The sequence below is a fragment of the Enterococcus sp. DIV0712 genome, assembly GCF_050554855.1.
In the GTDB taxonomy this organism is placed as follows: domain Bacteria; phylum Bacillota; class Bacilli; order Lactobacillales; family Enterococcaceae; genus Enterococcus; species Enterococcus faecalis.
Window position 1 is genome coordinate 2,353,095 of sequence record NZ_CP187333.1, and the last position, 23,233, is coordinate 2,376,327.

20 protein-coding genes and 1 other annotated feature are annotated in these 23,233 nt (G+C 38.0%); of the genes, 6 read left to right on the forward strand and 14 right to left on the reverse strand.

Going from position 1 to position 23,233, the window contains the following annotated elements; genetic code table 11:
* Positions 1-3 precede the first annotated feature (3 nt).
* The 3 genes from IGL42_RS11305 to efrA form a co-directional block, all read right to left on the reverse strand.
* The gene (locus IGL42_RS11305) at positions 4-495 is read right to left on the reverse strand and encodes a gamma carbonic anhydrase family protein (protein WP_002355129.1); all 492 of its coding nucleotides are present in this window, start codon (positions 493-495) and stop codon (positions 4-6) included.
* 242 nt (positions 496-737) lie between these two features.
* The gene (gene efrB, locus IGL42_RS11310; RefSeq protein WP_002365186.1) at positions 738-2,507 is read right to left on the reverse strand and encodes a multidrug efflux ABC transporter subunit EfrB; all 1,770 of its coding nucleotides are present in this window, start codon (positions 2,505-2,507) and stop codon (positions 738-740) included.
* The gene (gene efrA / locus IGL42_RS11315; RefSeq protein WP_002414139.1) at positions 2,504-4,231 is read right to left on the reverse strand and encodes a multidrug efflux ABC transporter subunit EfrA; all 1,728 of its coding nucleotides are present in this window, start codon (positions 4,229-4,231) and stop codon (positions 2,504-2,506) included. Before efrA ends, efrB begins: the two co-directional genes overlap by 4 nt.
* A 228-nt stretch (positions 4,232-4,459) precedes the next feature.
* Here efrA and IGL42_RS11320 point away from each other — a divergent pair, with 228 nt between their 5' ends.
* The 3 genes from IGL42_RS11320 to rnjA all read left to right on the forward strand — a co-directional run bounded on the left by IGL42_RS11320 (position 4,460) and on the right by rnjA (position 7,051).
* Positions 4,460-4,846, forward strand: a complete 387-nt coding sequence (locus tag IGL42_RS11320; RefSeq protein WP_002355126.1) for a YbaN family protein — start codon at positions 4,460-4,462, stop codon at positions 4,844-4,846.
* A 305-nt stretch (positions 4,847-5,151) separates the two neighbouring features.
* Positions 5,152-5,364: a DNA-directed RNA polymerase subunit epsilon gene (locus tag IGL42_RS11325; RefSeq protein WP_002355123.1), complete on the forward strand. Its 213-nt coding sequence runs from the start codon at positions 5,152-5,154 to the stop codon at positions 5,362-5,364.
* A 1-nt stretch (position 5,365) separates the two neighbouring features.
* Entirely contained in the window at positions 5,366-7,051 is a 1,686-nt protein-coding gene (gene rnjA / locus IGL42_RS11330) for a ribonuclease J1 (RefSeq protein WP_002355122.1), read from the forward strand.
* A gap of 105 nt (positions 7,052-7,156) precedes the next feature.
* Here the strand turns inward: rnjA and IGL42_RS11335 are convergent, their stop codons facing one another.
* The 4 genes from IGL42_RS11335 to IGL42_RS11350 all read right to left on the reverse strand — a co-directional run bounded on the left by IGL42_RS11335 (position 7,157) and on the right by IGL42_RS11350 (position 10,230).
* Complete coding sequence (locus tag IGL42_RS11335; RefSeq protein ID WP_002355121.1) at positions 7,157-7,357, reverse strand: cold-shock protein; 201 nt, start codon at positions 7,355-7,357, stop codon at positions 7,157-7,159.
* Between the two features lie 153 nt (positions 7,358-7,510).
* On the reverse strand, positions 7,511-8,209 hold the full coding sequence (radC, locus tag IGL42_RS11340; RefSeq protein ID WP_002365188.1) for a RadC family protein: 699 nt from the start codon (positions 8,207-8,209) through the stop codon (positions 7,511-7,513).
* Positions 8,210-8,264: 55 nt separating this feature from the next.
* Positions 8,265-8,924 carry an HAD family hydrolase gene (locus tag IGL42_RS11345; RefSeq protein ID WP_002385286.1) on the reverse strand — a complete coding sequence of 220 codons (660 nt, stop codon included), beginning with the start codon at positions 8,922-8,924 and terminating at the stop codon, positions 8,265-8,267.
* On the reverse strand, positions 8,908-10,230 hold the full coding sequence (locus tag IGL42_RS11350) for a bifunctional folylpolyglutamate synthase/dihydrofolate synthase (protein WP_010710927.1): 1,323 nt from the start codon (positions 10,228-10,230) through the stop codon (positions 8,908-8,910). Before IGL42_RS11350 ends, IGL42_RS11345 begins: the two co-directional genes overlap by 17 nt.
* 248 nt (positions 10,231-10,478) lie before the next feature.
* On the opposite strand from IGL42_RS11350, the gene IGL42_RS11355 reads away from it, so the two are divergent.
* Together IGL42_RS11355 and IGL42_RS11360 are read left to right on the forward strand one after the other, a co-directional pair.
* Positions 10,479-13,043 carry a YfhO family protein gene (locus IGL42_RS11355; RefSeq protein WP_010710926.1) on the forward strand — a complete coding sequence of 855 codons (2,565 nt, stop codon included), beginning with the start codon at positions 10,479-10,481 and terminating at the stop codon, positions 13,041-13,043.
* Positions 13,036-13,635, forward strand: a complete 600-nt coding sequence (locus tag IGL42_RS11360) for a TVP38/TMEM64 family protein (RefSeq protein WP_002355114.1) — start codon at positions 13,036-13,038, stop codon at positions 13,633-13,635. The genes IGL42_RS11355 and IGL42_RS11360 overlap by 8 nt, the downstream gene beginning before the upstream one ends.
* Before the next feature lie 46 nt (positions 13,636-13,681).
* On the opposite strand, the gene IGL42_RS11365 is transcribed toward IGL42_RS11360, so the two are convergent.
* The 7 genes from IGL42_RS11365 to IGL42_RS11395 all read right to left on the reverse strand — a co-directional run bounded on the left by IGL42_RS11365 (position 13,682) and on the right by IGL42_RS11395 (position 22,232).
* The gene (locus IGL42_RS11365; RefSeq protein WP_010709906.1) at positions 13,682-16,324 is read right to left on the reverse strand and encodes a valine--tRNA ligase; all 2,643 of its coding nucleotides are present in this window, start codon (positions 16,322-16,324) and stop codon (positions 13,682-13,684) included.
* A gap of 103 nt (positions 16,325-16,427) precedes the next feature.
* Positions 16,428-16,667 (reverse strand) — a binding site (T-box leader).
* 49 nt (positions 16,668-16,716) lie between these two features.
* Entirely contained in the window at positions 16,717-17,205 is a 489-nt protein-coding gene (tpx, locus tag IGL42_RS11370) for a thiol peroxidase (RefSeq protein ID WP_010710925.1), read from the reverse strand.
* 63 nt (positions 17,206-17,268) lie between these two features.
* Entirely contained in the window at positions 17,269-17,916 is a 648-nt protein-coding gene (locus tag IGL42_RS11375) for a redox-sensing transcriptional repressor Rex (protein WP_002365189.1), read from the reverse strand.
* A 129-nt stretch (positions 17,917-18,045) separates the two neighbouring features.
* Entirely contained in the window at positions 18,046-19,260 is a 1,215-nt protein-coding gene (gene thiI, locus IGL42_RS11380; RefSeq protein WP_002359156.1) for a tRNA uracil 4-sulfurtransferase ThiI, read from the reverse strand.
* Between the two features lie 159 nt (positions 19,261-19,419).
* Entirely contained in the window at positions 19,420-20,733 is a 1,314-nt protein-coding gene (locus IGL42_RS11385; RefSeq protein ID WP_002355107.1) for an NCS2 family permease, read from the reverse strand.
* Positions 20,734-20,913: 180 nt separating this feature from the next.
* Complete coding sequence (locus IGL42_RS11390) at positions 20,914-21,651, reverse strand: SDR family oxidoreductase (protein WP_002359155.1); 738 nt, start codon at positions 21,649-21,651, stop codon at positions 20,914-20,916.
* Positions 21,651-22,232: a DapH/DapD/GlmU-related protein gene (locus IGL42_RS11395; protein ID WP_002375707.1), complete on the reverse strand. Its 582-nt coding sequence runs from the start codon at positions 22,230-22,232 to the stop codon at positions 21,651-21,653. The genes IGL42_RS11390 and IGL42_RS11395 overlap by 1 nt, the downstream gene beginning before the upstream one ends.
* Before the next feature lie 107 nt (positions 22,233-22,339).
* Here IGL42_RS11395 and IGL42_RS11400 point away from each other — a divergent pair, with 107 nt between their 5' ends.
* Complete coding sequence (locus IGL42_RS11400) at positions 22,340-23,224, forward strand: LysR family transcriptional regulator (RefSeq protein WP_002370030.1); 885 nt, start codon at positions 22,340-22,342, stop codon at positions 23,222-23,224.
* The last annotated feature ends 9 nt before the right edge of the window (positions 23,225-23,233 follow it).

Genomic DNA, 23,233 nt, shown 5'->3' on the forward strand with positions numbered 1-23,233 from the left:
ATTCTATGTTAGTTTCGGGTATTTTTGTTGGCGAAATTCTTCTGCTCGTTGAATATAATGTAAGGCGTTCGTATGATTACTGGCTATTTCTGCTGCCGTTAACGGACGGATAACCTTCGCGGGTCGACCAAATGCTAAAACATTTGGCGGGATAATTTTGCCTTCTGTCACTAAAGAGCCCGCACCAATCAGGCTGTTTTCTCCAATAATAGCGTTATTTAGAATGGTTGAACCCATGCCAATCAAAGCACCATCACCGATTTTACAACCGTGTAACATGCATTGATGGCCCACCGTTACATACTTGCCTACAATTGTCGGGGCATCTTCATCAACATGAATAATCGTGCCATCTTGAATATTACTACCTTCACCAATGGTAATTGTGTTACTGTCACCTCTTAAGACCGACTGAAACCAAATATTACTATCCTTCGCTAGTTGTACGTTTCCATAGACATCTGCACTAGCAGCAATAAAATACTCTTTTTTCAAACTCTGTCACCTCTTTTCATTAAGTATAGACAAGAATTCCTCACTTTCATAGTAAAAAAGACAAGAAAAGAGCGTGGGACAAAAATCACTTTGGATTTTTGCTCCACGCTCAAAAACTGATAAACGGCGGGAACAAAAGCAACTCCTTCGGAAATAAGCCGGAATTCTCCAAAAATTACAGAACAATTTTCGGAAATTCCTTCTTATTTCTCGGAGTTAAACGCTTCTGTCCCGACCTCTTTTTATTCCTCATAGTCGCCTTCTTCAGCAAATTGACTATTGTATAGTTTTTCATAGAAGCCACCTTGTTCCAGCAACTCATGATGCGTACCTTTTTCAATGATTTCTCCTTGTTTCATAACAAGAATTAAATCAGCTTCACGAATAGTTGATAGGCGGTGGGCAATAACGAAACTCGTTCGTCCTTCCATAACACGATCCATTGCTTTTTGAATTAAGGCTTCCAAGCGTGTATCGACTGAACTAGTCGCCTCATCTAAAATCAAAATTTTTGGATCAGAAATTACCGCTCGGGCAATGGTCAACAATTGTTTTTGACCAAGGGAAACGTTATCTCCCTCAGAATTGATTTCCATTTCATACCCATCTGGCATTGTCCGAATGAAGTGATCCACATTGGCCGTTTTCGCTGCATCCACAACTTCATAATCCGTGGCATCCAACTTCCCAAAACGAATATTATCTGCAATGGTACCTTTATACAACCAAGCATCTTGCAATACCATTCCAAATACAGAACGGACATCACTACGGTTCATTTTTTTCGTGTCAATACCATCAATTTTAATGGCGCCTTCTGTTACATCATAAAAACGCATCAGTAAGTTGATTAAGGTTGTTTTCCCAGCGCCAGTTGGTCCCACAATCGCAACCATTTGGCCCGCATCAACTTTAAAGTTCAAATTACGAATTAACGGTTTTTCTGGGTCATAACTAAAGCTGACATTTTCAAATTCAACAGAGCCTAAAATAGGTTCTGGCAAAGGAACATCTTGTTCGTTAAGTTCTTCTTCTGGTTCATCTAGGATTTCAAAAATCCGCATGGTCGAAGCTGAAGCGCTTTGTAAAGCTGCAGACAACTGCGTAATATTCCCCATTGGTTGGCTAATTTGCCAAATATATTGAATAAACGCTTGTAATTGCCCCACTACGATCACACCAGCAACCACATAGTAACTACCAAGGACAGCTACCCCGATATAGGTCCCATAAGCAGTCATTTGAACCAATGGCAACATTAATCCTGAGATAAAGGATGCTTTGAAGCCAAAACCATTTAAACGGTGATTGACTTGTTTAAAACCTTCAAGAGTTTCTTTTTCCCGACCATATAGTTTTAAAACACTGAACCCAGTCATATTTTCTTGGACATAACCATTTAAGTCTCCTAAAGAATTTTGCATTCCTTGGAAATATTTCTGGGAGATTTTAACAATTGTTCTGGAAATAATCAGAGACAACGGAATCATAATCACTGAAAAAATCGCCATCAGCGGATTGATTAAGAACATCATCACTACCGCCATCACAATCCCTAAGACTGCCGAAACAATATTAATAAAACTTTGTTGCATCGCATTGCTGACAGCATCCACATCGTTCGTCACCCGTGACAAAATATTTCCTTGTTGGTTCTTATCAAAATAAGAAACTGGCAAACGATTGATTTTTTCTTCAATATCGCGACGTAAATCGCGCATGGATTGTTGAACGACATTCGTCATTAAAAAGCCTGACAAAAATTGTGCCACACAATAACCTGTTCCCACAACTAAAATCCAAATTAAACATTGGATTACATAATCAAAATTAATGGATTCGCCAGCCGCAATATTACGGCTAATTTCTGTCGTTGGTAATCCAGTCAAATAAGGCAACGCTGCATTAAAGGCAACGGTTAATATTGTAAATAAAATAACTAAATAAAACGTCACTCGGTACGGTTTAATATAGCGACCGATTCGTTTCATAGAAGAAAAGGCGTGTTTCATGCTAATTCCTCCTCTGACAATTGAGAAGCCGCAATATCATAGTAAATTGGACAAGTCTCAAGTAATTCACGATGTGTGCCAATTCCGACCACGTCGCCTTCGTTTAAAACAACAATGCGGTCCGCATGCATAATTGTTCCAACACGTTGTGCCACAATTAAAACAGTGGATTCTGTTGTTTCTTTTTTCAGACGCGCTCGTAAATTTGCATCTGTTTGATAATCTAACGCAGAAAAACTATCATCAAATATATAAATTTCCGGATTGCGAATAATCGCCCGTGCGATAGCTAAACGTTGTTTTTGACCACCAGAAAAGTTCGTGCCACCTTCTGAAAGAGGTTCATCATAGCCTTGCGGTTTTTGTGAAACAAATTCTGTAGCTTGAGCAATGTCAATTGCTCGTTCCATTTCTTCTAACGTCGCATCTTCCTTACCGTAGCGAAGATTATCAGCAATTGTACCAGTAAAAAGTAACGCTTTTTGTGGAATATAGCCAATCTTATTGCGTAATGCACTAAGTTTGTACTCTTTTACGTTCACTCCATCGATTAAAATTTCACCTTCTGATACATCATAAAACCGTGGAATCAATTGAATTAATGTTGATTTCCCACTACCTGTGCTCCCAATAAAGGCCACTGTTTCACCAGGTGACGCCTTAAAACTTACATTGCGGATGACTGGGCTTTCCGCATGTCCAGGATAGGCAAAGGTTACATTTTTAAACTCTAGATAGCCTTTAGTAGCTGTTTCTGTTACGCCTTCTTCTTCACGAATAGCTGGTTCCATGTCTAAGGCTTCTTGAATCCGCGAAGCCGAAACCGCAGCCCGCGGATACATCATAAAGACACTGGCAAATAACATAAACGAGAACAGCGCATGGAAAATATATTCAATAAAAGCTATTAAATTCCCAACTTCTAAATCCCCATGGCTGATTTGAACAGTCCCGCTCCAAATGATTAAGACCATCACAATATTAAATAAGAAAAAGAACCCTGGTTGGGCTGCTGCCATTAAACGAAACAAACTTTTTGAACTTTTAGTGTAAGTTTCATTGACTTTATTAAAACGAGATTCTTCAAATTTTTCATTAACAAATGCGCGTATTACCCGCAATCCAGAAAGATTTTCTCTTAAAATCCCGTTGATTCCATCTAAGTTCTTTTGTTGCTTTTTAGATAACGGTTCTGACAAACGAGCAATTCCGACAACTGCTAGCAGCAGAAAAGGCAAGGCACCTAAAACGTACATTCCTAACGACGGACTCGTTCGCATCACCATGTAAAGACTGGCAATAAACATCACTGGCGTCATAAAGCCAAGACGTAAAATATTTCCCATGAAGAGCATAATTTGGTATGCATCATTGGTAGTTCGCGTAATTAAGGAAGAAACCCCAATACTTTCATATTCACTGTGTGAGAAAGTTTGAATCTTTTCAAATAAATCATCACGAATATCACGAACAATGTTTGTTGTAATTCTGGCACCAAAGTACCCTAGCAAAATATTCATTGCAACGCCAATAATCGTAATTACAACCATCCAAATCCCTTGCTGATAAATATAGTCCATATCTCTAGGAATAATTCCTTTGTCAATCATTCGTGCTAAAATGGTCGGCAAGCCTAATTCAATCAAAATAAAACCAAACACACAAATAAAATCAGCGAAAAGTAATTTCTTATAACGCATTGTGTAACGCCACATTAACTTCAATTAATCATCTCCTTCTTATCTTACTTTAAATTTTCTAGTACTCCCACTGTATCAAAAAGAAATCGGTAATACAAGCTGTCTGGCTAGAAAAAACAGCCTTTCTCTTTCTATCCTTTCTCTTTTAGATTTTCTAAAAAATAGATAATTTTAATGATTTACTTATACGATTAAAATTGCTACTTCCTTTTGATTGTGCCATAATTGGGAAAAACTGAAAGGACCCTTTGAATGAAAAAATTATTCTTCATTTTTCTCGGTTCCTGTACGTTTGCTTTAGGCACGTTAGGAATCTTTTTGCCGCTTTTACCCACCACTGGTTTTTATTTATTAACGGCCTTTTTTTGGATGCGTAGTTCAGATAAACTTTATAACAAATTTTTAGCTTCTTCTTATTATCAAAAATATATCCAAGAAGCCTTCTTTGAGAAAAAAATTACTCGTAAAGGTAAATGGAAACTATTTATTTCCATGTTTCTTTTATTTGCCATTCCGTGTTTAATTGTCCGAAATACGTTGATGACTACGACTTTAGCGATTGTTTATTTAGCCCACGTGATCGGCTTAAGTTGGTATTGGCGTCCTAAAAAAAAGGCACTCGAACTTGATCAAGAATAAGGTGAAACAAGAAGTTTGTTTTTTTTAAAAGTCCAGTGAGTGTTTCTATACTTCCTTATCATTCTATGATAAAATAAGCTTAATTGTTGTTATTCACAACACACGGGACGGTTGAAAAAAGAACACATAAAATCAAATACCCAGAATGAAGCAAAGTCGAGGCTTCATTTCATCATTAACAGATGTTTTTGATGAGCATTCTTTTTTAGGTGATCAGCACCTCGTTTTGTTGTGTTTAATTTTCTGTCTTAAAATGAAAAAAACTATAAATTGCTACTATTAGTAGCTGAAGGAGAAATGAATCGATGATTTACAAAGTATACTATCAAGAAACAAAAATCAGAAACCCAAAAAGAGAAGACACAAAATCTCTTTACATGGAAGCCGATAGCGATGTAATCGTGCGCCAATTAGTTGAAGAAAATACCCCATACAATATTGAATACGTTCAATTATTAGACGAAAAACATCTTGCTTACGAGCAAGAACATGCGGACTTCACTCTAACGGAGTTTTAACATGAAAGTAAACATAAAAAATAACGAAACTGGCGTTTTTGCAATCGGTGGTTTAGGCGAAATTGGAAAAAACACATATGGGGTACAATTCCAAGATGAAATTATCATTATTGATGCTGGGATCAAATTCCCAGAAGATGATTTACTTGGGATTGACTACGTGATTCCAGATTATAGCTACATCGTTCAAAATTTGCATAAAGTCAAAGCACTCGTTATTACCCACGGTCACGAAGACCATATTGGTGGCGTTCCTTATCTTTTACGTCAAGCGAATATCCCAATCTATGCGGGACCACTAGCCTTGGCTTTAATTACCAACAAACTTGATGAACATGGTTTATTGCGAGAAGCGGAATTACACGAAATTAATGAAGATACGGTGATTCGTTTTAGAAAAACAGCGATTAGCTTTTTCCGGACGACTCACAGTATTCCTGATGCCTTGGGCGTTGTGGTTAAAACGCCTTCTGGTAACATTGTCGCAACAGGTGACTTTAAGTTTGACTTTACACCCGTTGGTGAGCCAGCCAACTTACACAGAATGGCGAAATTAGGTGAAGAAGGCGTCCTTTGTCTTCTTTCAGACAGTACCAATGCTGAAATACCCACCTTTACAAAATCCGAAAAAACAATTGGGACCTCTATTTTAAAAATCTTTGAAAAAATTGATGGTCGGATTATCTTTGCCAGTTTTGCTTCAAACATTTTCCGTTTACAACAAGCTGCTGATGCAGCCGTGAAAACCGGTCGCAAAATTGCTGTTTTTGGTCGTAGCATGGAAAATGCCATTGTCAATGGCGAACGCTTAGGCTACATCAAAGTGCCAAAAGGAACGTTTGTCGATGCGGCGGAACTGAATCAATTGCCAGCAAATGAAACAATGATTTTATGTACTGGCTCTCAAGGAGAACCTATGGCCGCGCTTAGTCGGATTGCTAACGGTACACACCGCCAAATTAGTATTCAACCAGGCGATACGGTTGTTTTCTCAAGTTCACCAATTCCTGGGAATACGACAAGCGTTAACCGTTTAATCAACTTATTATCTGAAGCCGGTGCAGAAGTTATCCACGGAAAAATCAATAATATCCATACTTCTGGTCACGGTGGACAAGAAGAGCAAAAATTAATGCTTCGTTTGATGAAGCCTAAATATTTCATGCCTGTTCATGGTGAATTTAGAATGTTAAAAATCCATGCTTCGCTCGCTCAAGATACAGGGGTTCCTGAAGAAAATTGCTTTATCATGGGCAACGGCGATGTCTTAGCTTTAACGGCTGATAGCGCACGTCCTGCTGGTCACTTCAACGCTAACGACGTGTACGTTGATGGAAATGGTGTCGGTGATATCGGGAATGTTGTTTTACGGGATCGTCGTATCTTATCTGAAGAAGGTTTAGTTTTAGCGGTAGCAACAGTTGATATTAAAAATAAAGAAATTATGGCTGGTCCAGACATTCTTTCCCGTGGTTTTGTCTACATGCGTGAGTCTGGTGATATGATTCATGAAGGCCAACGTCTTTTATTCAATGCTCTACGTGAAGCAATGAAAGATAAAAACTGTACCGAAGCAAAATTAGGCGAAGCCATGACGACCGCTTTACAGCCTTTCTTGTTTGAACAAACAGAACGTCATCCAATGATTCTGCCAATGATTATGACTGCCACAGTTAGTGATCAATAAAGCTCTCATTTAATAGAGAAGAAAAATGCTTGTCCATTTTTCTTCTCTATTTTTTCTAACAAAAAAACACCTAACATGCGTTAGGTGTTTTTGGATTATTTTTTATTAGTTTTTTTCTACGTTAACTGCTTGAGGGCCACGGTCTGAATCTTCAACATCAAAAGTCACTGCTTGACCTTCTTCTAAAGTTTTGAAACCATCACCTTGGATAGCTGAGAAGTGTACGAATACGTCGCTTCCGTCTTCGCGTGAGATAAACCCAAAACCTTTTTCTGCGTTAAACCATTTTACTGTTCCTTGTTCCATTCTTTTGTTCCTCCTCGTGCATTTGCACATAAATAGTCGTAACTTTGCTCGCTTCCAATAGAATATTTAAAAAAATTTAAAAAGTCTACATAATTCCAAACAAGATTACCCTTTCATTTTACACGTGATAAAATATTTTTGCAAGAATTGTCCTCATTCTGAAGCAAAAAAATTCTCTTCTCTCAAACTAATGTATCCGCTATCACCAACAATAATATGATCCAACAATTGAATCCCCATCATTTCGCCACATTCTTCCATTCGTTTGGTAAATTGAATATCTTGTGGAGACGGTGTCGGATTGCCAGATGGATGATTATGAGCTAATAGTATGCGAGCAGATGAATATTTAACCGCTTCCCGAAAAATTTCGCGTGGATGAGCAATACTTTGATTCAGTGATCCTTTGAAAATCGTTTTCTGTTGGATAATGTCATTCTTGGTATTCAAGTAAATACAAATTAAATGTTCTTGTTGCAGCCCCTTCATCTCTTGGAGTAATCGTTGAGCGACTTGTTGACTGGACGTAACTTTGCCAAATTTGATTTGACTACTTTGATAAATTCGACACCCTAATTCAATGGCCGCACGTAATTCAATGGCTTTCACTTGGCCAATGCCTTTAATAGCCATTAACTCGTTCAACGTGGCTTGCTGCAAATAAGAAAGTTGCTTAAACTGTTTTAACAGCGTTGCGGCAACAGTCATCACGTCTGCTTCTTTTGAGCCAGTACGTAACAGAATCGCCAACAACTCTTGATTCGATAATGCTTTTTCTCCTATCGCCAAGAGCCGTTCTCGTGGTAAACAATCACTCGGCATCTCACGAATAAACAGATCCGATACTTGCATAAAAAAACCTCCTTTGCTAGTCATTAATAAACTACGCAAAGGAGTGTTGTTTTTATTATTTTAAATAATGTGGCGCTTGATGTAAACTCTCCAAGACATGTAATGTTTTCTCTTGGATAACTTCAGTTGGTTGCAATAAATCAGGTACCATGATCACTGGAATGCCCGCACTATGAGCCGCACTTACCCCATGAAATGAGTCTTCGAAAATCAAGGTTTTCGGGGCTTCTGTTCCTAAAAGTTGACGTGCTTTTTGAAAAATTTCTGGGTCCGGTTTTGCTCGTTTAACGTCCTCTGCTGAAACAATTCCTACAAAACGATCCTGAATCCCAGCATGGCTTAATAACATTTCAATTGCTGGACGGACGTTACTTGAAGCAACCAATCGAGGAATTTTTTGATCATCTAAAAAGTCGAGAAATTCCACCACCCCTGGTTTTAAAGGGACGTTACCAGATCGAAACTCTTGCAGGGTATCATCATAAGAACGGCGGATAAATTCTTCCACTGTGTCATGACCATAGGATGCATAAATACGTCGGTAATTCTCTTGTACTTCTTCATCGGAAATCCCAACATAGTCTAAATAGACTTCTTTACTATATGGTAACCCCATTGCATCTGCTACTTTTTGAGTAGATGTATAGTAAATCAACTCCGTATCAAAAAGCAACCCATCCATATCAAAAATTACGCCATCAAATTTCTTCATCATTTCCTCCTATAGTTAAAAGTAATTCTCTTACTTGAGAAACAAAATATAATGAACCTGTTACTAATAATAAATCATCTGTCGACATTTTTTCTAAAATTTCGCCTAAGCCAAATTGCCATAAAGACACAATTTCTGTTAAATCGTCTTCATATTTTTCCATTTCTGTAAGTGCAATAGCTTTAGGGTAATCAAAGCTAGTTAAGTAAAGATGCGCATTCGGTACTTGCTTTAAGTCCTGAATCATCTCATCCACATCTTTAGTTGCTAAAGCTGAAAATAAAATATGAATCGTGTGTTGTGGAAACTCTTTGCGCAAGTTTTCAACTAAGCGTTTTACTGCATGATCATTGTGGGCGCCATCTAAAACAATCAACGGTTCATCACTAAGACGTTCCATTCGAGCTGGCCATTGCGCTTTAGCTAACCCTTGAGTAATGTCTCGTTCTTTAAACGGCACATGTTGTAGTTGGCAATACTTGTCAAATAATTGAATAGCTACCGCCGCGTTTTCTACTTGGTGACGCCCCAACAAGGGAACTTTAATCTTTGTCAGTTTGCCCATTTCTCCATAGAAATTAAATACTTCCCCCCATTGTGTATCAGGATGTAGATATTCCACTTGATACTCTTTGCCAAAACGAAAAATTGGACTCTGTTTTTCTTGTGCGACTTTTTCAATGACTGCTAGCGCATCAGCACAAATGTTGCCTGTTACTACTGGGACTTTTTCTTTAATAATACCCGCTTTTTGATAGGCAATTTCAGCAATTGTTTCACCTAAAATTTCTGTGTGATCCTTCCCAATTGTCGTAATTCCCGTCAATAATGGCTTCACGACATTGGTGCTATCAAGTAATCCACCTAAGCCAACTTCAACAACTGCGATATCCACTTGTTCATTCACGAAATAGTCCAAGGCCATTCCTGTCAATGTTTCGAATTCTGTAATTCCAGCCACTTCAGTGATCTGGTCTAATTCTTTAATGATTGGTTGATACTTTTCCACATAAGTAATCAATTGTTCGTCTGAAATTGGTTGACCATTTATCGCAATTCTTTCATTAAATGATTCAATATAAGGAGAGGTAAAGGTTCCGACTTTCAAGCCCATTTCTTCTAATAGACAGCGTAAATATGTCACGGTTGAGCCTTTACCATTGGTTCCTGCGATATGAATCGTTGGCACTTTGTTTTCTGGATGATCAATTTTTTCTAATAACGCATTAATCCGATCCAAACCAGGTCTTGAACCAAAGGGTAACCGGCTATGAATCCATTCAATGGCTTCTTCTATTGTTAATTGCATCTTGTCCAACTCCTTGTCTTCTTCTACATTATAACTAAGTTAGGTGACTTTTTCACTAATAACCAATTGAAACTTTTTCTTGAAAACTTTTTGCATTTTTCATAATTTTGCGTTATTAGCGGATACATTAATGAACTTATGGTAAACTAACATTCTGGATGGTTCATTCCAGCCAGCCAATTAAAAACTATTTTTAGAGCGTTCAACACGCTTATTCATGATTTTTTTATAAAGGTGGACTTATTTTGATGAAAAACAAATCGAAGCTTTTATGGTTAGGAAGTTTTTTCTTGCCGTTTTTACTTCTGTTGCTTGTATGGATGACATTACAACTTGCGCCTTTTGGTGACAACAACTTATTAGTTAGTGATTTAGGCACACAATACATGCCTTTCTTGAGTTTTTTAAAACGCTCTTTTCACGAGGGAATAACTACATTCTACTCTTTTTCCAATGAGATTGGTGAGTCGATTGTTCCTTTGGCAGCCTATTACTTACTGAGCCCTTTTAATGTGTTGGCTTTCTTTTTTCCTTATGAACAATTACCTATAGCAATTTTATGGATTATTACCTTAAAACTTGCCTTGATGGGCACTACGATGTTTAGCTATTTAAAATACACCTATCAAAAAGTTGATGGCACCACGTTACTTTTTTCAACGTCCTATAGTTTCTGTGGCTTTGTCACCGTCTATAGCCAAAACTTTATGTGGTTGGATGCACTGATTCTATTCCCGCTTATCTTATTGGGACTCCAACGTTTATGGGATCAACGCAAATGGGGCTTATACAGTATAACCCTGTTTTTAGCGATTGTGACGAATTACTACATGGGTTATATGATTTGTCTCTTTGCTGTTTTGTACAGTATCTATTGGTTCTTTAAAAAGAATACCCAAGCCCATGCTATTCGGCAATTTTTTAAACAAAGTCCGTTATTCATCCTCGTTTCTTTTTTAACAGGAACCGCAACTAGCTTTTTATTATTACCTGCAGCAGAAGGGATGCTCTATACAAAAAAAGCAGATTTTGATGTCTCGACGTTCTTTTTAACGCCTAAGTTCAACACTTCGTTCTTCTCGCAATTAGGCTTAGGTTCTATTAATTATGAGTTGCGTTTAGACCATTTACCAACCGTTTTTGCTGGATTATTTGTGACACTTCTCTGTGTTGCCTATTTTCAAACGAAACAAATTGCGTTAAAAGAAAGAATAGCTTCAGCAATTCTTTTATTCATTCTTTTTTTAAGCTTTTGGTTAGAAGCCTTTAATACTGTCTGGCACATGTTTCAAAGCCCAGCTGGTTTCCCTTACCGAAATGTCTTTATTTTTAGCTTTTTATTGATTGTCTTTGCCTATGAAGTTTGGCTTAAAAAAGTGACCATTCCTTGGACCGCACCTATTATTTTTAGTCTGCTGTTAGTCATTGGCTACGGATCTTTGTATTATGGTCCACAAAAGAATCTCTTAATTTCGATCAATTATTTATGGCTAAGTTTACTTTTTATTTGGTTGATTTTCTTTTGCTTGCGTTTAGCACACAAAAAGGCCTTAAAAAACTATGTAGTCGTTGCTTTATTCTTACTGGTCAGCACAGAATTAACAACGAATTTCTGGATTTCTTTTAAACATATGCCCTTTGGTAGCCAAGCAACATTTGCCCAAGATTACCGAAAACACAGCCAATTAATCGATGAAAAAATGGCCTCAGCACCAGAACTTTATCGCATGAAACAAGTCATTCCTTCCAAAGAAACAGGGTTCCGTGAAATCAATAACGGCTACAATAATCCTTTACTTTATGGCTATGCTGGCGTTTCTAGCTATACTTCGACTTTAACTGCCACTACCCAAGACACATTAAGTGCGCTAGGTTTATATCGAAAAAATGATCGCCGGATTGCCTATGTGGATAATTCACAACTAACCAATTTACTTTTAAATGTGAAATATGACTTTTTACCAATTGAAAAACCTACGAGTGAAAAATTGCTAAAAACAGTTGGTTCCACGAAAATCATGGAAAATGATGAAGCGATTGGTATGGGCTTTTTGGCGCCAACCGCATTAACCAAGTTAAAATTAGCAAAAAATAATCCTTTAGATGCCCAAGAAGAACTCCTGCAAACGCTCGTGCCGACGGATAAACCTTACTTTAAAACAGCTTCGTTGATAAATGAACCTCATCATACCAATGAAACAATTGAAGCAACCTTTAAAGTGAATAGCACTGGCGACTTGCATCTTTATATTCCGAATTTAAAATGGAAAAAAGTTACAAAATTGAAGGTAAACCAACAAGTTATCTCGACGCCGATTTATATTGCAACCAATCAACTGTTCAATTTAGGGCATTTTGAAAAAGGAACTACCGTGACCCTGTCACTAACTGCTGAACAAGTGGTTGATTTAACTAATTGGCAACTTCAAACTTTAGACCAAACAGCCTTTAATCGTGCGGTTGACAAATTACGCCAACAAGCTCTTCACGTGAATGCAACTAAAAAAGGCCATTTAAATGGCGCACTGAATGTACCTGGAAATGATACTCAGTTACTGTATACGTCCATTCCTTATGACCAAGATTGGCAAGTCAAATCGTCGCTACAAAAAGAACCCTTAAAAACACAACGCATTCTAGGTGGCTTTTTAGCTGTTGAAGTCCCAGCTGGCAAACAGCAGTTAACCTTTGCCTATCATCCAAGAATGATTTATCTCGGCACTGCCGTCAGCGGAACGATTTTACTGGGAACGGCTGGTTATCTTGGCTTTAAAAAATACCGTCGAAAACGTCAGGAGGCCACTCATGACTAATCAGAAAAAATTTTTAAATGGACTCATTCGGTGGTTACCCCTAGTTGGACTGGTGCTTTTCTTCGGCTTAATTTTATGGGGATATTCCAGAGGAATTTTTCATTCTGTTGCTTCCTTGCAAGCTTTTATTAAACAGTTTGGTAACTATGCGGTTCTGTGTTTCATTCTTTTACAAATCGTCCAAGTGATTATCCCTATTCTACCTGGAGGAATCTCTTCTGTTGCAGGAATGTTGATGTTTGGCAATTTGCAAGGACTTTTGTATAGCTATCTTGGGTTGATCATTGGTGAGTTTATTGGCTTTTTACTGGTTCGTTACTATGGACGTAGCTTTGTAAAAATAATCCTTTCACCCAATAAATACAAAAAATTTGAAGAGATTTTAGACAAAAATGAACACAATGTCAAAAAGCTCTTAATCTTTACTATGTTAGTCCCCTTCGCTCCAGATGATATTGTTTGTTTAGTGGCGGGAATTACAGATATATCTTTAAAGGAATTCATGAAAATTGTTCTTTTATTAAAATTCTGGTCTGTGGCTACTTACAGCTATTTAATGTTGTATTTGTTTCAATTATTTGGCAAATTATAACAAAAAGACAACAAAACCAACGTTTGGTTTTGTTGTCTTTTCTTTTTTAGATTGAACGTAATTGGGCAATCCGTTCTTTGACAGCCTCTTGTTTTTCAAGGTAGTCTTTTTCTTTTGCACGTTCTGCTTCCACGACCTCATCTGGTGCATTTGACACAAAACGTTCATTTGAAAGTTTGCCTTGCACACGTTTGACTTCTTTTGTCCATTTGTCTAATTCTTTTTCTAAGCGAGCAATTTCTTCCTCGATATTAATCAACCCAGCTAATGGTAGGAATAGTTCTGCGCCTGTTAATACAGCGGACATGGCTAATTCTGGCGCTTCTATTTCACGACTGATGACTAATTCCTCTGGGTTACAGAAGCGTTCTAAATAGCTAGTATTAGCTGTTAAAAATTCTTCTACTTCTGTATCATTTGTTTTAATTAACAAAGTAATTGGTTTAGAAAGTGGTGTATTCACTTCTGCTCGAATATTCCGAACCGAACGAATAACTTCTTTCAGAACTTCCATTCCTCGAGCTGCTGCTTCATCGTTAAATTCTTCATGAACAACTGGGTACTCTGCCACAACCAATGACTCACCTTGATGCGGAATTTTTTCCCAAATTTCTTCTGTTACAAACGGCATAATTGGATGCAATAAGCGTAAGATTTGATCCAATGTGTACACCAAGATGCTCCGTGTTGTTTGTTTAGCTGCTTCATTTTCTCCGTAAAGAATTTCTTTACTCATTTCAATATACCAATCACAGAAATCATCCCAGATGAAGTTGTATAATTGGCGACCTGCTTCACCGAATTCAAAGCGATCAAATAATTCTGTCACACGGGCGACTGTTTCGTTTAAGCGCGTTAAAATCCAACGATCAGCGACAGTCTTTTCACCACTAAAGTCAATATCTGCAGCAGTCATACCTTCTACATTCATGATAACGAAACGACTTGCATTCCAGATCTTATTGATAAAGTTCCAAGAAGCATCCATTTTTTCATAACTAAAACGAACATCTTGACCAGGTGCTGAACCATTTGATAAGAACCAACGTAACGCATCTGCGCCATATTTTTCGATGACATCCATTGGATCAATCCCATTCCCCAATGATTTACTCATTTTGCGTCCTTGCTCATCACGAATTAAGCCGTGAATTAAGACATTTTGGAAGGGACGTTCGCCTGTAAACTCTAAGCTTTGGAAAATCATACGACTTACCCAGAAGAAGATGATGTCATAGCCAGTAACTAATGTGCTTGTTGGGAAGTAACGTTGATAATCTTCGCTTGCTTCATCTGGCCAACCCATCGTTGAAAATGGCCATAAAGCAGAACTAAACCATGTATCTAAGACGTCACTATCTTGAACCCAATTTTCACTGTCGGCTGGCGCTTCCATCCCAACATACATCTCGCCCGTTTCTTTGTGATACCAAGCAGGAATTTGGTGGCCCCACCATAATTGTCGCGAAATAACCCAGTCATGTACATTTTCCATCCAACGTAAAAATGTTTGATTGAAGCGTGGTGGATAAAATTCAACAGCGTCTTCTGTTTCTTGATTTTTCATTGCTTTTTCAGCTAATGGTCCCATTTTTACAAACCATTGGGTCGATAAACGTGGTTCCACGACAACGCCTGTTCGTTCTGAATGGCCCACGCTGTGATTCATTGTTTCGATCTTAATTAAGCGACCTAATTCTTTCAAGTCAGAGACAATCGCTTTACGTGCAGCAAAACGATCCATTCCTTCGTATTTTCCAGCCAGTTCATTCATCGTGCCGTCTTCGTTCATAACATTTACTCGAGGTAAGTCATGACGATTACCGACTTCAAAGTCATTTGGATCATGGGCAGGTGTGATTTTTACAACCCCTGTTCCAAATTCCATATCTACATAGTCATCTGCAATAATTGGAATTTCTTTATCTACTAATGGCAAGACAACTGTCTTACCAATAAGTTCTTGATACCGTTCATCTTCTGGATGGACCGCAATCGCCGTATCTCCCAACATTGTTTCAGGACGCGTTGTCGCAATTTCAACAACGCCAGAACCATCTGATAATGGGTAGCTCATGTGGTAAAAAGCTCCTTCAATATCTTTATGGATTACTTCGATATCAGACAATGCTGTTTTCGCTTTCGGATCCCAGTTAATGATATATTCACCACGGTAAATCAAATCTTTCTCGTAAAGAGAGACAAACACTTTACGAACGGCCTCAGATAGCCCTTCATCTAAAGTAAAACGTTCACGGCTGTAATCTAAAGAAAGGCCCATTTTTGCCCACTGTTCACGAATGTGAGAAGCATATTCTTCTTTCCATTCCCACACTTGATCAACAAATTTTTCACGACCTAAGTCGTAACGTGAAATTCCTTGTTGTGCTAGTTTCTCTTCTACTTTTGCTTGCGTGGCAATTCCAGCATGGTCCATTCCTGGCAGCCATAACGTATCAAAGCCTTGCATTCTTTTTTGGCGGATAATCATATCTTGTAATGTTGTATCCCAAGCATGCCCTAAGTGTAGCTTCCCTGTTACATTAGGTGGTGGAATAACAATTGAATAGGGCTTCGCTTTTTTGTCGCCACTTGGTTTAAATAAATCTTGATCTAGCCATTTTTGATAACGGCCAGCTTCGATTTCTGTCGGTTGATATTTCGTTGGTAAGTTTTTTTCTTCTGACATTTTTTCCCCTTCTTTCTTAAAATACGCGATTTGGAGCGGTAATTATTTTACAAATGAGTTTTTTTTGGCTAAACACTAAAATACGCCCTAAAATACTTTCGTATTTTAGGGCGTAGATTCATCTTATTTACGCGGTACCACCTAAATTGCATTTGAATTGAATTCATTCAAATGCCACTCATTCGTGAGATAACGTTCACGAAACGAATCGTTCTACTAACGTACTGTGTTCAAACCATTGACTCACAAGCTACCTTCTCACTGGTTGTGTAAAAGTCTTGCACCTGAACGACTTTTTCTCTAAAACGACGCCAATGATACTCCTCTTGTTCGCTGTCTTTGCTTCATTCTACAATGAAGCGCAAGCAAAGTCAATTTGTAATCTAGAGGGATTACACTTTTTTTGCAGCTTCTAACGCTTGTTGATAATCGGGTTCCGACGAAACTTCTGAGACGATTTCTTCATAAACTAACGTTCCTTCTGGGTCAATCACAAAAATAGCACGTGCTAAACGGCCCATTTCTGGAATATACAAACCATAAGCTGCACCAAATGAGTCTTCAGTATCATGAAGCATTTCCATTTCGACACCCTCAGCGGCACACCAATTTGCTTGTTCTTCAACTGTGTTATTGGAAATCGTGATAATCTGAACACCGTCTAATTTCGCCGCTTCTTGATTGAAACGTTTCGTTTGCAGTGAACAAACACGTGTGTCGATATCAGGAACCACACTAATTAAAACCGTTTTACCTTTATAATCTGCCAAGTTGATTTCTTGGTTGTTTAAATTTTTCAAAGAAAAGACGGGGGCTTTTATGCCAACTTCGGGCTGTTCACCTGTCAATTCTAATACGTGCCCTTTTCTTGTAACATTCATTCTGAAATCCTCCTTTTCCACTTTCAATAATAAGTATAGTAGAGGATTTTTATGAAGACAATTTTATTGCTTTGGGCTATTTGCTAGTGAAAAAGTTTCATTAAAATAAATCAGTGTTTGCAGTTCCGTTGTTAAATCAATATACTGCACACTAACGTTGGCTGGCACACTGACACGGTCTGGCGCAAAATTTAAAATCGCAGTCACACCCGCTTGTACAATTTTGTCGATGGCTTTTTGAGCATGGTGACTTGGTACTGTAGAAATGGCTACCGTGACCCCTTCTTGTCGAACGAATGCTTCTAACTCAGACATATCATGAACTAATAATCCATTAATCGTGGTGCCAACTAAAGCTGAATCATTATCAAAAGCACAGACAATATTCAAATTCTCATTGCGTCTAAAATTATTTTTTAATAATGCCTTGCCTAAATTGCCACAACCAATCAGAGCAATTCTTTTTTCTTCTTGCGTATTTAAAATATTACTAAATACCTCAATTAAATACGGCACATCGTAACCATAACCGCTTCGGCCCAGTTCACCAACGTGGGAAAAATCACGCCGAATCGTTGCAGAAGGAATCTGGATCATTTCACTAAACTCTCGTGATTTAATGCGTTTAACACCAGAATCCCCTAACATTTTTAAATAACGTAAATAAACCGGCAAACGTTTTGCCGTTGCTTTAGGCATTTTTTTCTCCATCCTCTGTCCTCCTTGTTACCTACTTCACATATTCAGTTTATCACGGTTCCCCTCTCCGAGCAACTTGTTTGTGAAATAAGTACAAAATAAATACAGTGACGTCTAAGCGACCGTCACTGTATTTATTTCTTATAGGAAATCTGCAAATTCGTCTTCTTGTTTATCTTTCGCTGTTTCTGCTGAAATCTCTGTAATTTTGAGTCCTTCTAAGGCCCGAGCCATTAAACCTTCTAAGTCTAAGCGCGCTTCATAATCTTGCGCTTTATCCAAGCGAGGTCGTGTTTTCGGTTGCGGTGGCGCAAAAATTGTACAACAATCTTCGAAGGGTTGGATGGCTAATTCAAACGTGTCAATTTTTTCGGCAATTTCGATAATTTCTGTCTTATCCATTGAAACAACGGGTCGAATTATCGGTGTTGAAGTAACCTCATTAATTGCTACCATACTTTGAAGTGTTTGCGAAGCCACTTGTCCTAACGATTCACCATTAATAATGACTAAACCTTTCCGCATTTCACGAATTGCATCTGTTAAGCGTAACATTAAACGTCGTGTAATGGTCATTAAGTAGCCTTGGGGAACAACTCGTTTTATTTCTTCTTGAATTTCTGTAAAGGGCACTTCAATAAATTGAATAGTTCCTACATAAGGGACTAATTTTTCAGCTAAATCTTTAGCCTTTTGTAACGCTTGTTCACTTGTATAAGGTGGACTAGCAAAATGGACAGCTTCCACTTCCACGCCACGTTTCATAGCTAAATAACCAGCAACTGGTGAATCAATGCCTCCTGACAACATCAACATACCACGACCACTGGTGCCCACTGGCAATCCACCCGCACCGCGAATCGTTTCATAAGATAAATACGCCGCATCTTTACGAATTTCAATTCTTAAGTTGATATCAGGCTTTTTCATTTGTACTTGAATTTCCGGAATGGCTTCAATAACGGCCCCACCTAATTCTTGATTCAAGCCATTTGAATCAAGTTCAAATGAATGGTCCGAGCGTTTAGCAGTAATTTTGAACGTCTTACCTGGCGTATAAACTTCCCGAACAACCTCTTGAACCATTGCACGAATCGCTGGCATTTCTTTTTCAATACGAATACTTGGCGAAAAATTTTGAATCCCAAACACTTTACTTAGTTTCGGAATCACTTCTTCACTATCTTCCCCATTTAATAAAATATGCATTCTGTCTCGATCTGCATGGATTTTCAATGCTGGAAAATCAGCTAACGCACGTTTCACATTTTGTGCTAACTGCATGATAAACGTTTTACGATTTTTTCCTTTAGTTGATAATTCGCCATAGCGAACCATAATTTCTGTATACTTCACTCAATTAATTCCTCTCTGTTCCTGTATCTTCACAGGTCAATGTCTTTGCAAATTATACATCAAATAAGGGGCGTTTTTCTAGTGCTTAGTCGAAAAAAAATAGTTGATTCATAAGTTCATTGTCTTATGAATCAACTATTTGATAACTTTCTCTCTTGCTTATTGCGCATTCAGGATCCACATGAATCCGACAAAAACAAAGAACAAGCCATACATAATTGGCGAAACTTCTTTCCCACGTTTTGCCGCAATCATTGTAATTGGATAGAAGATAAAGCCTAAGGCAATCCCATCTGAAATGCTGTATGTCAATGGCATTCCTAACAAGATTAAGAAGGAAGGAATCGCAATTTCCATCTCGTTCCATTTAATTTTGCTTAAGGATTGTGCCATCAAAACACCAACAATAATCAACGCTGGTGCTGTAACTTGCGAAGTGACAACTGCTAACAAAGGAGAAAATAGCAAGCTGAAAATAAATAAAATCCCGGTTGTAATAGCTGTGATTCCTGAACGACCACCCACAGCAATCCCCGCAGATGATTCAACATATGCACCAACTGGCGATGTCCCTAGTAGAGAACCAGCTAACATCGCTGTTGAATCAGCGGCTAAAGCTTTCCCCACACGCGGCATTTTATTGTCCTTCATAAAACCTGCTTGATTGGCTAAGCCCACCAACGTACCAGCCGTATCAAAGAATGTTACTAATAGGAACGTTAAAACCACGACCCACATTTGAATCGTATTGATATCTTTCACATGTCCTAACGCCACTAAAAATGTTGGTTCTAAACTTGGCGCGCTTGAAATAATCTTATCAGGCATTGGAATAACCCCTGTCGCTAAACCAACAATCGTTGAAATCGCCATTCCAATAAAAATACCACCTGGTACTCGACGAACTAACAAAATTGCAGTTACGACTAAGCCGACAATGGTGACCCACGTTGAACCAACATTCAAAGGTCCTAAGCCAACAAGTGTCGCATCATTAGCCACAATTAAGCCACCTTGGCTTAAACCAAGAAAAGCAATAAACAACCCGATTCCACCTGAAATAGCAAATTTCAAGTCTGCAGGAATTGCATCAATAATTAGCTCGCGTAATTTAAAAATTGTAATTAAAATAAATATCAATGAAGCCACAAAAACGCCTGCTAATGTCGTTTGCCAAGGAATCCCCATACCAACAGAGACTGAATAAGCAAAGAATGCATTAATTCCTAAAGCTGGTGCTGTCGCAATCGGATATTTCGCCAACACACCCATTAAAATACAACCTAAGGCACTCGCTAAAGCGGTGGCAGTAAAAACAGCGCCTTCGTCCATGCCAGAAGCACCAAGTACGGTTGGATTAACGAACAAAATATACGCCATTGAGATAAATGTGGTGAAACCAGCTAACATTTCTCGTTTCATATTCGTATTCAATTGTTCAAGTTCAAAATATGAACTTATTTTTTCTTTCATGTTCCGTCCTCCTAAAATCTAAATATTTTACAATGTTCGTAAAATATTCAATTTATTAATGAAACAACGTGTTTAATCATATAATAAACCAACAAATAAGTAAATATCAAATTCTAAATTCTGTAAAAAACGAACAATCACGATTAAAAAAAGTATTCCTTTCTAGGAATACTTTTTAAATTAAATCGTTTGTGTGGTCGGGCGAACAACCATTTCACTGATTGACATACGATCTGGCGTGTCTATGGCAAAGACCACTGCTTGCGCAATGTCTTCCGCCTTTAAGCCCCAACTTAACTGTTCTAGATGTAACGTTTCAGCTACTACTCGATTAGAAATTGTTTGATAAAGTTCTGTTTGTACAGCACCTGGTGAAATAATCGTTGATTTAATGTTATTCTCTCTTTGTTCTTGTCGCAATCCTTCCATAATTGCTCGAACAGCAAACTTTGTTCCACAGTAGACAGCCGAATCTGGATAAACGACATGTCCTGCCACAGAATCAGTAGCAATAATCTGCCCTGATTTTTGTTCAACCATAATTGGAAGAACTGCCGCAATGCCATTTAAAACACCCATAATATTAATATCTAGCATTTGACGCCATTCTCCTTTTGGTGCTTCAATAAGAGGCGCCGTTGGCATAACTCCTGCATTGTTAAAAAGAACATCAATTCGTCCATATTTTTCCATTGTAAGCTTGATTACACGCTGAACTTCCTCTTCTTTCGTTACATCTGCTTGTTGCACGAGAATCGTTGCTTCAGGAAGTTCTTTTTTTATAGCAATTAAACGTTCTTGTCGACGTGCTGCAATGACTAACTTCGCTCCTTTTCTGGCAAGTAAACGGGCTGTTGCCTCACCGATGCCACTGGAAGCGCCCATGATAACAATAACTTTTTCTGATAATGATTTCATTATATTTCCTCCTTATCTTCCTGAATCCAACGAATAATTTTAGCTGGTGTTCCTGCAACAATAGCGTTAGCTGGCACATCTTTAGTTACAGTCGCATTAGCTGCTACGATAGCATTTTCACCAATCGTAATACCTGGTAAAACAGTGACACCCGCGCCTAACCACGCAAATTTTTTAATGGTAATTGGTGCTAGCAATACGCCTCGCCGTTTCATTGGCATTTCCGGATGATTGACACTTAAGAGATTAACGCGCGGACCAATTAAAACATTGTCTTCAATTATAATGCCCCCTAAATCAACAAACATAGCTGCCCGATTAATAAAAATATTTTTACCAAAATGTATATTGCGTCCAAAATCTGTATAAAAAGGCAATAAAATCGTAACGGTTTCGTCAATTTTGTCTTGGATAATCGTGGCAAGAAGATTCCTTACTTCATTATGTGTATAGGCTTGTTGATTTAATTCTATTAAATAGCGACTATTTTCCTCTTGAATCTGATGAATAAGTTGAAATAGTGGTTCATCTTTATCAATGCTACCTGTTGCAATTAGTTCTTGGAGATTTTTTGTAAGCATTCCTAATCGCCTCCTTTTGCTAAATTTATCGTAATACGTGACAACTCCTCTGTCTAATACTTATAATAAATAGATAAGTATGCGTTTTAGTTATAGGAGGGAAAGTAATGGAATTACGAGTGATTCACTATTTCTTAGCAGTGGTCCAAGAAAAAACGATTAGTGGCGCAGCCAAACAATTGCATGTATCACAACCAACATTATCTAAGCAATTAAAAGAATTAGAGGAAGAATTAGGCGTGACATTATTTATACGAGGAAATCGACAAATACAACTAACACCTGAAGGAGAATATTTAGCTAAACAAGGGCAAGATATTTTAAGCTTAGCGAATAAAACAGTCACCAACTTGTCGCAAAATGAATTCATTAATGGCGAAATCACGATTGGTGGCGGCGAAACAAAAGCTATGTCTTTTTTAGCGAATGCACTACAACAAATAACAAGCCAGCACTCAGCTGATATTCACCTTCATTTATACAGTGGGAATGCAGATGATGTAATAGAACGGCTAGACAAAGGATTATTAGATTTTGGTTTAATTATTGAGCCTGCACCTAAACAAAAATATAGCTATTTAACATTACCAGTTGTAGATACATGGGGCTTAATTACTGTAAAGGACCATCCCTTAGCCACTAAAAATGTTATTACTGCAGCCGATTTAAAAGAAGAACCTTTATTTATTTCTCGACAAGCACAAGTTCCGAGCCAACTCTCTGATTGGCTCGAAGCAAGTCTAGATCAGTTCCGAATCGTTGGGACCTACAACTTACTTTACAACGCTTCACTGATGGTAGAAGCTGGTCTAGGTAGCGCCCTAAGCATTGATGGTATTCTAGAAACAAAGCAAACAAATTTACGTTTTATCCCGCTATATCCTGCTTTAACAGCCAAAATTAGTTTAATTTGGCGCAAAAATACGGTTCTTTCCACAGCTGCTGCATTATTTTTAGAACAAATAAAAAAAAGTATTCAACGCCCTGAATAATAGGTCGTT